Origin of the sequence: Chitinophaga sp. YIM B06452 (assembly GCF_039655965.1) — a bacterium.
Taxonomy (GTDB): domain Bacteria; phylum Bacteroidota; class Bacteroidia; order Chitinophagales; family Chitinophagaceae; genus Chitinophaga.
Genome location: NZ_JAWLKY010000002.1, coordinates 1 through 12,345, shown reverse-complemented (window position 1 = coordinate 12,345; position 12,345 = coordinate 1). Strand labels below are relative to the sequence as shown.

Genomic DNA, 12,345 nt, shown 5'->3' with positions numbered 1-12,345 from the left:
GAAATGATGCAGCCATCGCCACTCATATCAGTTGTGTTGCCCGTATATAACGGGGCAGACTACCTGCGCCCGACCATAGACGCCATCCTGTCGCAAACGCAGGGCGATTTTGAGCTGCTGGTGATCAACGACGGCTCCTCCGATGGCAGCGAGACTATTATCCGGTCGTATCCGGATAGCCGTATCCGTTATTTCCATCATCCTAACAAAGGCTTCGCCTACACGCTCAACCGCGGCATCGGCGAGGCCCGCGGCAAATACATCGCCCGCATCGATGCGGATGATATCTGCCTGCCGCAGCGTTTCGAAAAGCAGGCTGCCTGGCTGGAAGAAAGGCCGGGAACGGACCTGGTAGGGTGCTTCATCACTTTTATCGATGAAAAGGGGGAAGTGAAAGGCGACTGGCCCGAAGACCGTGCGCATTACACGAATGCGCAGATCAGGGAAGCATTGCCGTTTAAGAACTGCATCGCGCATCCGGGCGTGATGGTACGCACGGAAGTGTTCCGCAGTTTCCCTTATCTCGATTCGCAGAAACCCGTGGAGGATTACGACATGTGGCTGCGGCTGGCAGGAGCGGGGCTGGTGATGGAAAAAGTGCCTGAAATGCTGCTGCTTTACCGGGTGCACGGCGCTTCCATGACCTTGAGCATCATTAAAAAGAAAAACGTGTTCTTCCGCCATTATCACTGCAAGCGGCGTTATCTCGCGGGCAGGCTTTCGAAAGGCAGGCTGAACATGTTCGATATACGGGTGTTCGCAGGTATGTGCAAGGACCTGCTGACCGCCATCGGGAAAAACATCAAACAGAAATTGTGATCTACTCCCTGCTGCGCATAAAACGCTTGATAGAAGCGGTTTTCATTGCACCCTTCGCGGTGTTGGGGCGGTTGTATGCGTGGTGGCGGCCTTTGAAGGAGGAATATGATATTTTTATGTTCTTCCCCTTTTACCACGTTGGCGGGGCCGAAAAAGTGCACAGCGAAATAGCGAAGCTGTTCCCGGGGAAAAAAGTGATGATCTTTTTTACCAAGAGATCCGTGAACGCGGCCATGCTGCCGGCTTTCGAAGCGCCGGGCAACACCATCCGCGATATTTCAAAGTATACGGACAACAAGTTCCTGTACTTCAACAACCTCATCTGGCGCGGCATTGCGGCCGCCTATATCAGCAGGCAGCGCAAGCAGCCAGTGGTATTCAACGGGCAGTGCAACTTCGCGTACAAGCTGAGCCCGCATGTGCCCGGGCGTATCAGGCAGGTAGAGCTGATCCATGCTTTCCACAGCTTTTCGTATATCCGCATACCGTTTATCCCGTATTACGAAACCACGGTGATGATCAGCCGGGAAAGCATTCAGCGGCATCTTGAATTGTACCAACAGTACGGCATACCCGCCGGTTACGCGGAAAGGATCAAGCTGGTGATGAACGGCATCCCGCTGCCGCAGGACACCACGCCGCTGGAAGAAGACAATATGCTGTTGTATGTTGGCCGCGGCACGCCTGAAAAACGGGTGCATCTTGTAGCCGCCATCGCAAAAGCGGCGGGCGTTTCGGCAGGTTTTATCGGGAACGTGGAAGAAGCGATACCACAGGAGCTGCGCGCTTATTGCCGTTTTTACGGCGAACTGGCAGACGCGGCAAAGATAGACGAGCTTTACCGCCGCCACCGCGTGATCATGATCACCTCCATCCGCGAGGGCTTCCCGATGGTGATCATGGAAGGCATGGCCCGCGGGCTGGCCGTGCTGGCCACCGATGCGGGGGATATTCCTTTTCACGTGCGCAACGGCGAAAACGGTTACCTGGTAAACCATCTTGATACCGAAGAGCATATCATCGCCGCTGCGGCGCAGCTGGTGAAGAACTGGCAGCCCGTAGCGCTCGAAACAATGCGGCAGAACAATATCGCTTATGCGCGCGGGCATTTCAGCATGGAAGCGTTTGCAGAAGCCTACCGCAGTTTATTTTATACAGTATGAGATCATTATCCGTCATCATCATCACCTACAACCGGCCGGACGATCTGCTGGTGCTGCTGCGCAACCTCAGCGCGCAGGAAGGCGCCGCGGAGCTGCTGGAAGAAGTGATCATCATCAACAATGCCTCCACGGCGGATTATACGCCCGTCACGGCATTCATCGCCGGTTTCCCATACTTCCGATATCATTATTCCAACGAGAACCTTGGCGTAGCCCGGGGCCGCAATCTTGGTATTTCCATGGCCACAGCGCCCATCCTGGTAACGATAGACGACGACGCCTGGTTCAGGGATACAGACGCCCTGCGCAAGATCGAAGCTGCATTCGGCAATACTTTCATGCAAAGCAACCAGGCCGGTGTACTGTGTTTCAAGGTGCTGTACGCCAGCACGCAGCAGATGCAGGTAAATGCCTTCCCCCACAAGAAATTTGAACAATACAAAGATAAAACCTGGTTCCTGGCGCCTTACTTCATCGGCGCAGGCCATGCCATCCTGAAGGAAGTCTATGAAAAAGCGGGCATTTACCCGGTGGATTTCTTTTACGGCATGGAAGAATACGACCTCACCTACCGCGTGATCCAAAGCGGCTATACGATCGCCTACAATTCGGATATCGTGATCCTGCACAACGAAAGCCCGCTGGGCCGCACGCCGCACGTCGCCAAGATGAAAATGCTGTGGATCAACAAAAGCAAGGTGGCATACCGTTACCTGTCTTTCCCGCACTTCATTTCCACCGCCGTGATGTGGTCGCTGGAGTTCCTGAAAAAGACCGGCTGGAACTGGAAGGAGTGGGCCCGGGGCTGGAGCGAAGTGTTGCACATACCGCGCAAAGAAACACGCCAGCCTTTGAATGCCGCTGCCCGCGGGTACCTGAAGCGGGTGCAGGCAAGGTTGTGGTATTAGGAACGTCACTACAGGAAATAAAAAAGGGAGCGGATGATCCGCTCCCTTTTCGCTTTTCAGGCGATTATTATTTTACAGCCGGCTGTGGCTGCGCTTTCGCGCCACGCCTTATCTCGAAGGCAATGGCAAGCGCAAGCAGCACCAGCATGGCAATAGAGCTCCAGCGGGTGATCATGTTGCCGAGGTAATAGCTTCTCGGTTCAAATTTCATCACGACCTGGTGGTCGCCGGCGGGTATCTTCGCGCCGCGCAGCAGGTAGTCCACTCTCACGATGTCTTCTTTTTTACCATCCACGTACAGGTTCCAGCCCGCGGGATAATATATCTCGGAGAACACGGCGAAGCCGGGTTTGCTGTTGCTGCTGCGGTACTGCAATTCGTTGAGGCCGTATTTGGTCAGCTGTATCTTGCTGGCGGAGTCTTTACCGGGTGTAAACCCGTTCAGCGCGGGTTTGAACCTTTCGTCGATCACCACGGCGCGGCCGGTGGGCAGGCTGTCCAGCGTTTTCATTTCCTGGTCCGCATTTTTGGCCCATACGAGGCTGTCCACAAACCAGGCGTTGCCCAGCGCTTCCGGGTTCTGGAAATAGGAGAGCTGGCCCTGACCTTGCTGGCCCTGGCCCTGCACGATCACGTATTTAGCGTTCAGCATGTTCAGCACGTTGGGATTGTTCTTGCTGATCTGGTATTTGATAAGGTCGTCGTACAGCGCGAGTTTCACCGGGCTGTACCCGCCGATGCTCCTGTGATGGTAAGAGCTCATGGCGCTCATGAAACTAACGGTATTGAATACACGGTAATACGGGTCCCTATCCTGTTTGATGGCCACGTCTACGGGAGAAGGCGCAAATGCCGCGCTGTAATCCGTCGGGGTCACATAGTTTTTGGAATTGAGGATGCGGCTGGCCACCAGCATCTGGTCTACCGCTACGCTGAGCGCAAGCAGGGCAAGCATATAACCGGCCTGGAGTTTCTTTTGCAGGTAGGCCCAGATGAGGCCCGCCGCGATGAGGATGAACACGAGCGAACGGACGGCGTCCAGGCGGAGGGCAGAAGCCCTGTCTGCCCGCAGCGCGCTCAGCAGTTTGTCCATTACTTCCTGGTTGCCGCTAAAGAATTGCTGGTAAAAACGCAGGCCTTCATCATATTCCGCCATATAGCTTTGGCCGAAGGAAGCGAGGAACAGCACGACTATCAGCCCGCCGGTGATATACAGCGATTGTTTCACACTGGTGAGCAGCGCTTTTTTATCCCATTCTTTGCTCACTACATCGTTCAGCGCCCAGCAGGCCAGGAACGGCACGAGCAGCTGGCAAAGCACCAGCGCCTGCGCGGGCGCGCGGAACTTGCTGAACAGCGGCAGGTGGTCGAACAGGAAGTAGTTGAAGAAGGCGAAGTTGCTGCCCCATGCCAGGAACAGGCCCAGCAGGCAGCCCGCCAGTATCCACCATTTGGCAAAATCCTTCACGATAAAGAAGGCCAGCACAAAAAGGAAGATGATGGCCGCGCCCCAGTAAACAGGCCCGTCTGTATGCGGCTGCGGGCCCCAGTACACGGGCATCTGCTCCAGTATCTGCTCCTGCTGCGCGGGCGGCACGCCTATTTCTGTAAATGCTTTGGCCGTATTGCTGCCTGCGGAAAGTTTGCCCACGGAAGAGCCGCCGTAAAGATTGGGAACGAGCACGGTGAGCGTTTCCATCTTGCCTTCGCTCCAGTTGAAAGCATAACTTTTATCGAGGCCGCCGGCGGTCTTGTCGCCTTCCTGGCCGGCTTCAGCCGTAAGCTCGGAATGCCCGCCGCGCATGGTGTATTTGCTGAACTCGGAGGTGGTCCACAGGCTGACGGTAGACGGCAGCACAGACAGCAGGCCGAAGCCCAGCAGTACCAGCGTGGCTTTGATGTATGGCAGCAGCTGTTGAGTACGGATAGCGTTCACCAGGTAGCCGATGCCGATCACGAGGCAGAGCAGCAGCATGTAGAACACGATCTGGTAGTGCCCGTTGGTTACCATCAGGCAAAGTGTGATGCAGGTCATAATGCCGCCGATCAGGTATTTGCCGCGGTAGGTGAGCAATATGCCCGCCAGCAGCGGCGCCATATAGGCGATGGTGAACATCTTGGTATCGTGCCCCGCCGATATGATCATCGGGTTATAGGCCGCGAAACCGAAGGCGATGGCCCCGAGAATGTTGACCCATTGCCGGAAGTTCATGACAGACAGCAGTATATAAAAGCCCAGCATGGCCAGGAAAAAGAAGTTGACGGGTTTGGGAAGGCCCAGCGTGAGGATCCGGTGAAGCTGGTAAGTGTAATTATCCTGGCTCATGTAGATCTGGTAAGTGGGCATGCCGCCAAACATGGCATTGGTCCACAGGGGGCTGATGCCGGTACTGTCGTGGTAAGCGCGTGCTTCCTGCGACATGGCCTGCCACGACACGGTGTCCGTCTGCCTGATCTCCAATCCTTCCAGTACAGGGCTACAGAATAAGAAAGACAGCCCCAGGAAGATGAGGATGGCGTACACATGCTTTAGGACGGCTTTTTGCCAGTTTTGCTTCATCGGGTTTTTCCTGTTTAGTTTTTAAAGAATCCAAAATAACTGTATTTTATCGGAAATTTCAATATGAACTGGCTCCGTTTCCTGATAAAAGTGAGCTTTATCTGTAATATCTGTTACCTGGTAGGTTTTATCATCCGGATGCTGAACGATACAGAGAACTGGGAGCATGTGGCCAGGCACATCATGGTGCTGGGAGGGCTGGTGGCCGCCCCGCTCAATATCGTTACCTGCCTGCTGGCTGTTATCATGCTGTTAAGAAAGAAAGTGCGGTTCGCAGCCATCCATCCTGTTATATTTATTTTGAATGTTATTATCTTGCTCCTTCAATTGGAACTGTTCTTATGATCACCAATATCCTCAGAGACAAACCGACCCGGCTCTTCATTATTTTAAGCGGCATTTTAGTGGCCAACGCGCTGATCGCGGAGATCATAGGGGTGAAGATCTTTTCCCTGGAAGCCACCTTCGGTTTTCAGCCGGTGAACATGATGATACTCGGCGACCCGTACAGCTTCAATATGACGGCGGGCGTGCTGCTCTGGCCGGTAGTGTTCATCATGACGGATATTATCAATGAATATTACGGTGTGAAAGGCGTGCGTTTCCTGTCGTTCCTGGCGGCGGGGCTCATTTTGTTCGCCTTCATCATATTTTTCCTCGCCATCCATCTTACGCCGGCGGGGTTCTTTGTGACCAGCAAGGTAAATTCCGGCGTGCCGGATATGGATAAGGCTTACGGGCAGATACTGGGCCAGGGTTCGCTCATTATCATCGGTTCGCTCACCGCGTTCCTGGTCGGGCAGCTGGTGGATGTGTTCACCTTTCACAAGATCAAAAAAGCAACAGGGGAGAAAAAGATATGGCTGCGCGCAACGGGCTCCACGCTGATATCGCAGCTGATAGACAGCTTCGTGGTGCTGTTTGTCGCCTTCCACCTCGGGCCCGCTATTTACAATCCGGACGGCAACCCGGTGTGGCCGATCGGACAGGTGCTGAGCGTGTGCCTCATCAATTACATTTATAAGTTTGCAGCGGCCATTGTATTGACGCCGGTGATCTATTGGGTGCACGGCATCCTGGAGCGGTATCTCGGCCACGAAACGGCCGCGGAAATGAAAAGAACGGCCATGAACAGGTAAAAATATTGTTTTCAATGTCCCAGTTTACAGTCCGTGTATACGGCATAATGATCAACGAAAAAAAGCAGGTGCTGGTGAGCGACGAGTTTATCCGCGGCGGCTACTATACGAAGTTTCCCGGCGGCGGGCTGGAGTTTGGCGAAGGCACGCTGGAATGTATTGTGCGGGAGTGGAAGGAAGAAGTGAACCAGGATATAGAAGTGGTGGAACACCTCTACACCACCGACTTTTTCCAGATGAACGCGTTCAACAACGTACAGCAGATCATCGCGATATATTATCTCGTCAAAGCCGTGTCACCTTTTGTAGCGCCCATCCTCGAAAAACCGTTCGGCTTTGAAGTGCCCGAAGGCGCCACGCAGATAGAAGGAGTGCGCTGGGTGGAATGGGATGCATTTTCTTCAGCAGCGGTCACGCTTCCGACCGATAAAAGAGTATCTGATATTGTAAAGGCGAAATTTTAGAACCACTTTTTCTTCATGAAATACCAGCTCATGATCACCGCCGTTACGATGGCGATGGTAACGGGTATGTAGAAGGCGTACCGGGAATGCGCGTAGGGTATCTCCACGTTCATACCGTAGATGCTGGCCACGAGCACGGGCAGGGTGAGCACGATCGTGATGGAGGTGAGGCGTTTCATCACGAAGTTGAGGTTATTGGAAATGATGCTGGCAAAGGCATCCATGGTGCTGCTGAGGATGTTGGTGTAGATGTTCGCCATTTCAAGCGCCTGGCTGGTATCTACGATCAGGTCGTGGAGGAATTCCTTCTCATCGTCGTTCAGCCCCAGGAAGTTGGTGCGTTCCAGCTTCATGAGCAGCAGCTCGTTGCTGCGCAGGGCCGTCACGAAATACACCAGGCTCTTCTGGATACGCATCAGGTAGAGCAGCTCTTCGTTCCGGTTGGAATCATACAGCTTTTGTTCCAGCAGGTTGCGGCGCTGGTTGATCTCTTTGAGGTAATCCAGGAAGTTCATCACCACTTTCTCGAATACCTTCAGCACCATCATGTTCCTTTTTTCCGGGTGGCGGTTGTGGAAGGTGTTGAGGAATTTTTTGATCGCCGCATTGTCGAACGAATTTACGGTCACGACCTGGTTGTGCGTGAGGATGATCACGATGGGGATGGTGATGTAATAGGCGTCGCTTTCGTTGATGGAATTGTTTTCGGTGGGGGTTTTGATAACGATGAGCTTCACGTTGTCCTCCAGCTCGAAACGGCTCTTTTCATCGATGTCCAGCGAGTCGGTAAGGAAGTCCAGCGGTATATCCAGCGCTTCGGATAACTGCTCAAACTCTGCCTGTTTGAGGGGCGGGGTAATATTCACCCAGGCGCCGTTTTCCGGCTCTTCAATAGCAACAGTGCGGGCATCGATATTTTTGAAGTACTGGATCATCCGGGCGCAAAGGTAGTGGAATTAATTTACCAATAGCCTGGGGGCTAAATATTAATATTTCCTTCAAACACAAGCGTTGCGGGGCCGCAGAGCCAGATATTGGAGAAATTGCGTTCCCCGGTGCGGGTGAAGCGGATCTCCAGGTGGCCGCCCAGCGTTTCCACGGGGATGGCATAGTCGCCGGGTTCGGATGGCGAGGCGGTGAGCGCGGAGGCGGTTACGCCGGTGCCGCAGGAGTAGGTCTCATCTTCCACGCCGCGTTCGTAGGTGCGCACAAATATGCCGTTATCCAGTTCCTGCACAAAATTCACATTGGTGCCTTCCGCGGCGAACCGCTCATTATAACGGATATCCCGGCCCTGCTGGTATACGTCCACTTCCTGCACGTCCGTCACGAATTTCACGAAGTGGGGCGAGCCGGTATTGAGATAAAAATACATGTTTCCTTTTTCCACCCAGTCCACATCCTGCATTTTCAGGTTCACCCAGCCGTTTTCGCGGAAGCTGGCCTCATGTTCGCCGTCTACGGCAATGAACTTCAATTCGGCCGCTTCAATGCCCATCTGGCGGGCAAATGCGGTGAGGCACCGGCCGCCGTTGCCGCACATGCTGCCTTCGCGGCCGTCGGAATTGTAATATTTCATGGCAAAATCGTACCCGTCGCGGTTCTCCAGCATCATAAAGCCGTCTGCCCCGATGCCGAAGCGTCTGTCGCAGATGTGGGCCACCTGCGCTGTGGTAAGGTGGCTGTAAGCGCCGTCCCGGTTGTCTACGATCACGAAGTCGTTCCCTGTTCCCTGGTATTTATAGAAATGCATGTTCATCTATGCACAAAGGTAAAAATTGTTTTGATGATTATGCCGCGAGGATGCCCAGCGCTTTGGCGATGAGGCTTTCCACGGCGGCGTTGCCGTCTTTGCTGAATTCTTTCCTGATCCTGTTGGCCACAATGGCGCTGATAGACAGGCATTCGTGCCCCAGCACGCGCCCCAGCCCGTAAATACCCGCGGTTTCCATCTCGAAGTTGGTAATATGCCTGTTTTCGAAGCTGAAGCCGGTGAGCTGGTCTATCAGTTCGGGGTGGGAGAGGTGGCCCCTCAATTGACGGCCCTGCGGGGCGTAAAAACCGGGGCAGGTAACGGTGATGCCGTGGTGGAAGCCGTCTGTGAACAAACCCGCCAGCGCTGCGGAAGCCTCAATGAGGTAGGGCCGCGCCGCGTTGGGATGCATGCGTATCTGGCCGCGGAAAGCCTCCAGCAGCTGCAGTTCTTCGGGGGTGTTGTGGTAGGTGTAGAACGGCAGCAGGTTGTCCAGCCCCAGGCCGTGAGACGATACCACGAAGCTGTCTACCGGGATGTTTTCCTGGAGGGAGCCGCTGGTGCCGAGGCGTATGATGCGGAGGCTGACGGGCTCTTCCCGGGGAAGGCGGGTCGCAAGATCGATATTGGCCAGCGCATCCAGCTCGTTGAGCACGATGTCGATATTATCCGTGCCGATGCCGGTAGACACGACAGACAGCCGTTTGGCGCCGATCCTGCCGGTATGGGTCACGAATTCGCGGTGCTGGTAGCGGCCTTCGATATGGTCGAAGTGTTTGCTGACGGCCTTTACACGGTCGGGGTCTCCCACGGTGATGATGGTGTCTGCGAGTTCGTCCGAGCGGAGGTCCAGGTGGTAGATGGCGCCGCGGGCGTTGAGTATCAGTTCGGATTCAGCTATTGGAGTGGTCATACCTTGCGTTTTTTTTAATCCGTAATTGAATATCTTGTAATCAGATTTGGCAAATATCTAAAATTTACTACTTTTGCAGTCCATCAAAATTTGATGGTTACAAAAGGGTACCGTGGCCGAGTGGCTAGGCAGAGGTCTGCAAAACCTTTTACAGCGGTTCGAATCCGCTCGGTACCTCAGGAAAAGGATCGCAATGGGCGGTCCTTTTTGCATTTACGGGCATTCTGTCCTACTCTTCCAACGCTTTTACCCTGCTTTGAGAACGCTTTAACCTTACGGTAGCCCTACGGCGCTATCGCGATCAGATCGGGTCACGATCGGGTCACGACCGGAATTAGACCTATCCGTATGCGGTGAATGCACCGGCAATATATACCCGAACTTACCACAAAATATACCGGAATGGAAAAAATCGGCAAAAACCGGCAAAAACGGAAACACTTTTTGGCGGCGGTAACCTGTGCCGGTAAATTGCGCTGAAAACTTTTTTAATCACCAAAACAATTTTTATGGCAAAGCAGGAAGGTGTGATCAAGATCACCGGTACGATCGGGAATATCACATTTTACAAAATGAACGGCGGATATTATGCGCGCAGCAAAAGTTCGCTTACCGGCAAACGGGTCAAAAAAGCCCCGAATTATTATCGTTTCCGGATGTATTCCAGCCGGATGGCATGCTCGTCTGCAACGGCGGCCAAAATTTACCGCTCATTGCGTAATGATGAGCGGGAGGTATCGCTTTACCGCCGGATGGTCAGCGAAGGCTTGCGCCTGCTGAGGGCGGGGTGTGCGCAGGAGCGGCTGGAAGAAACATTGAGGGCGGTGTTCTTGCCGGAGGCTGCGCAGGAAATGATCCTGTTACCGGGGAATGCTGTGCGGAGCGGCGTTTGTGTGGACGCACATGGAAAGCTGGCGATTTGTGCAAAAAATACGGCGGAAGTGAATGGTGATATTTTCAAAATGCGGTTATATTTACAGCAAATTCATTCACTTATCTCTATTAACTATGAAATTAAAGCACATGTTGTTAACCCTGCCGTTGATGATTTCCGGCAGCGCGTTTTCCCAGATCAATAACCAGATTACAGACGCTCAAACCGGCAATGCCTGGATTTCGGGTATATTCAGGGCCAATACCGGCTTAGAGATCAATGCTGCTCCGGGAACAGGCGGTTATGTTTTCTATAATTCCACATTAACTACCGGGAGCATTGCGAATAAATTGCGATGGGTCATTAGGGGAGAGAATGCTGAAACGGGCAGCAATAGTGGATATGACTTCAGTATTCTCCGCCGTGATGATGCCGGGACGCATATTGATGTCCCGTTTCAGATCATGCGTGCAACCGGCGCCGTTAACATGCCGGGGATCGTGACTATGGGCGCCAATTCCAGTGTGACCAACAACTTCAGGTTGAGAGGCACCGGCAGCGGAGTAGGGAATACCAGCACTGTGGGGTTTTACCAGTCGGACAATACCACGCGCATGGGGGCCATTGGGGATGGTGCTACAGGTAATAGCGACCTTTATATTGTATCAGACGTAGGCGGCATTAACGTGATTTCTGCTACGGGAATTGTCGGGTTTAACAATGCTACTTCCAATACACTTTATTTTAACAGTGTTGGCATACTGGCGCCTACATTCAATACAAGAAGCACCGGCACCAAGGCCGTCTGGTACCCCGCCGGTACGCCCGCCACCCAGGTGGATTTTGCTACCGGTATTGAAAGCGGCCATCTTTGGAACAGCGTGCCAATGGCTAATCTCTCTTATGGCTTCAAATGGTATGCAGGCACTACCCAGATCGCGAAACTCGATGGGTTGGGGAATTTAGAAACAATCAGTTCATTCCGTGTGGGCCCCGCTACCGGGTCTGAACGCCTGGCTGCAAAATTCAATGCCCTTAGCTTTAACAGGGATGTGAATAACGGTGCCATCTTTTCCAATACAGGCCACGCCTACCAGTTCAACCATACAGCATCCACCACCGCAACTTCAGACAGGCTCGATTTATTCGTATATAATACTGCCGGTACCATTATTTCCCCCAATGCCCTTTCTGTGAACGGTGCAGGCAACGTCGGCATGGGCATTTATCCCCAGGCGGATTACAAGCTGGCGGTAGCCGGCACTATTGCCGCGCGTAAAGTGAAGGTAACGCTGGAAACATGGGCGGATTATGTATTCCGCGCCGGCTACAAACTTCCTACTATCGATGAAACGGAAGCCTATATCCATGCGAACAAACACCTGCCGGGTATTCCATCTGAAAAGGAAGTGGCGAAGGAAGGGATAGATGTGGGAGAGATGAATAAATTGCTGCTGCAGAAGATCGAGGAGCAGATGTTGTATATTATTGAGATGAATAAGGAGGTGAAGGAGTTGAAGAGGGAGTTGAAGGAGTTGAAGGGGAGATAGTAGTAGTGGGCCAGATACAAATTGCCTGAGATAGTTTTGTTATACCTGTCTGTAATAATAGAGATCTATGAAATTTTGGTCCTTATACATCATTTTTTGTTTTGCGTGCATGCTGGATGCTTTTTCTCAAAAACCGAACACGCAAACCCAACCCGCCGCCCCGACCCAAACGGTGAACCCTGTTCCTGCTGCTTACGGTGCG

12 protein-coding genes and 1 tRNA gene are annotated in these 12,345 nt (G+C 53.2%); 9 read left to right on the top strand and 4 right to left on the bottom strand.

Features of this window, described 5'->3' with window-relative positions:
- Positions 1 to 6: 6 nt before the first annotated feature.
- Genes R3I13_RS09750 through R3I13_RS09740 form a run of 3 tightly spaced genes read left to right on the top strand, consistent with a single transcriptional unit; the run spans position 7 to position 2,890 of the window.
- Entirely contained in the window at positions 7 to 819 is an 813-nt protein-coding gene (locus R3I13_RS09750) for a glycosyltransferase (protein ID WP_346317751.1), read from the top strand.
- Positions 816 to 1,982 carry a glycosyltransferase family 4 protein gene (locus tag R3I13_RS09745; protein ID WP_346317750.1) on the top strand — a complete coding sequence of 389 codons (1,167 nt, stop codon included), beginning with the start codon at positions 816 to 818 and terminating at the stop codon, positions 1,980 to 1,982. Before R3I13_RS09750 ends, R3I13_RS09745 begins: the two co-directional genes overlap by 4 nt.
- On the top strand, positions 1,979 to 2,890 hold the full coding sequence (locus R3I13_RS09740; RefSeq protein WP_346317749.1) for a glycosyltransferase family 2 protein: 912 nt from the start codon (positions 1,979 to 1,981) through the stop codon (positions 2,888 to 2,890). The genes R3I13_RS09745 and R3I13_RS09740 overlap by 4 nt, the downstream gene beginning before the upstream one ends.
- Before the next feature lie 67 nt (positions 2,891 to 2,957).
- Here the strand turns inward: R3I13_RS09740 and R3I13_RS09735 are convergent, their stop codons facing one another.
- Positions 2,958 to 5,450 carry a YfhO family protein gene (locus R3I13_RS09735; protein WP_346317748.1) on the bottom strand — a complete coding sequence of 831 codons (2,493 nt, stop codon included), beginning with the start codon at positions 5,448 to 5,450 and terminating at the stop codon, positions 2,958 to 2,960.
- Positions 5,451 to 5,513: 63 nt separating this feature from the next.
- Here R3I13_RS09735 and R3I13_RS09730 point away from each other — a divergent pair, with 63 nt between their 5' ends.
- The 3 genes from R3I13_RS09730 to R3I13_RS09720 are packed head-to-tail and all read left to right on the top strand — an operon-like array spanning position 5,514 to position 7,053.
- Entirely contained in the window at positions 5,514 to 5,795 is a 282-nt protein-coding gene (locus R3I13_RS09730) for a hypothetical protein (RefSeq protein ID WP_346317747.1), read from the top strand.
- Positions 5,792 to 6,589, top strand: a complete 798-nt coding sequence (locus R3I13_RS09725; RefSeq protein WP_346317746.1) for a queuosine precursor transporter — start codon at positions 5,792 to 5,794, stop codon at positions 6,587 to 6,589. Before R3I13_RS09730 ends, R3I13_RS09725 begins: the two co-directional genes overlap by 4 nt.
- 14 nt (positions 6,590 to 6,603) lie before the next feature.
- On the top strand, positions 6,604 to 7,053 hold the full coding sequence (locus R3I13_RS09720) for an NUDIX domain-containing protein (RefSeq protein WP_346317745.1): 450 nt from the start codon (positions 6,604 to 6,606) through the stop codon (positions 7,051 to 7,053).
- On the opposite strand, the gene R3I13_RS09715 is transcribed toward R3I13_RS09720, so the two are convergent.
- Genes R3I13_RS09715 through R3I13_RS09705 form a run of 3 tightly spaced genes read right to left on the bottom strand, consistent with a single transcriptional unit; the run spans position 7,050 to position 9,719 of the window.
- On the bottom strand, positions 7,050 to 7,988 hold the full coding sequence (locus R3I13_RS09715; protein ID WP_346317744.1) for a magnesium transporter CorA family protein: 939 nt from the start codon (positions 7,986 to 7,988) through the stop codon (positions 7,050 to 7,052). The two genes, R3I13_RS09720 and R3I13_RS09715, sit on opposite strands and share 4 nt — an antisense overlap.
- A gap of 44 nt (positions 7,989 to 8,032) precedes the next feature.
- The gene (gene dapF / locus R3I13_RS09710; protein WP_346317743.1) at positions 8,033 to 8,812 is read right to left on the bottom strand and encodes a diaminopimelate epimerase; all 780 of its coding nucleotides are present in this window, start codon (positions 8,810 to 8,812) and stop codon (positions 8,033 to 8,035) included.
- A gap of 31 nt (positions 8,813 to 8,843) precedes the next feature.
- Complete coding sequence (locus R3I13_RS09705; RefSeq protein ID WP_346317742.1) at positions 8,844 to 9,719, bottom strand: nucleoside phosphorylase; 876 nt, start codon at positions 9,717 to 9,719, stop codon at positions 8,844 to 8,846.
- A 106-nt stretch (positions 9,720 to 9,825) separates the two neighbouring features.
- On the opposite strand from R3I13_RS09705, the gene R3I13_RS09700 reads away from it, so the two are divergent.
- From R3I13_RS09700 to R3I13_RS09690, 3 genes are all read left to right on the top strand, one after another.
- Positions 9,826 to 9,896 (top strand) — tRNA-Cys (locus tag R3I13_RS09700).
- Between the two features lie 332 nt (positions 9,897 to 10,228).
- Complete coding sequence (locus tag R3I13_RS09695; RefSeq protein ID WP_346317741.1) at positions 10,229 to 10,798, top strand: hypothetical protein; 570 nt, start codon at positions 10,229 to 10,231, stop codon at positions 10,796 to 10,798.
- Positions 10,743 to 12,143 carry a hypothetical protein gene (locus R3I13_RS09690; protein ID WP_346317740.1) on the top strand — a complete coding sequence of 467 codons (1,401 nt, stop codon included), beginning with the start codon at positions 10,743 to 10,745 and terminating at the stop codon, positions 12,141 to 12,143. Before R3I13_RS09695 ends, R3I13_RS09690 begins: the two co-directional genes overlap by 56 nt.
- The last annotated feature ends 202 nt before the right edge of the window (positions 12,144 to 12,345 follow it).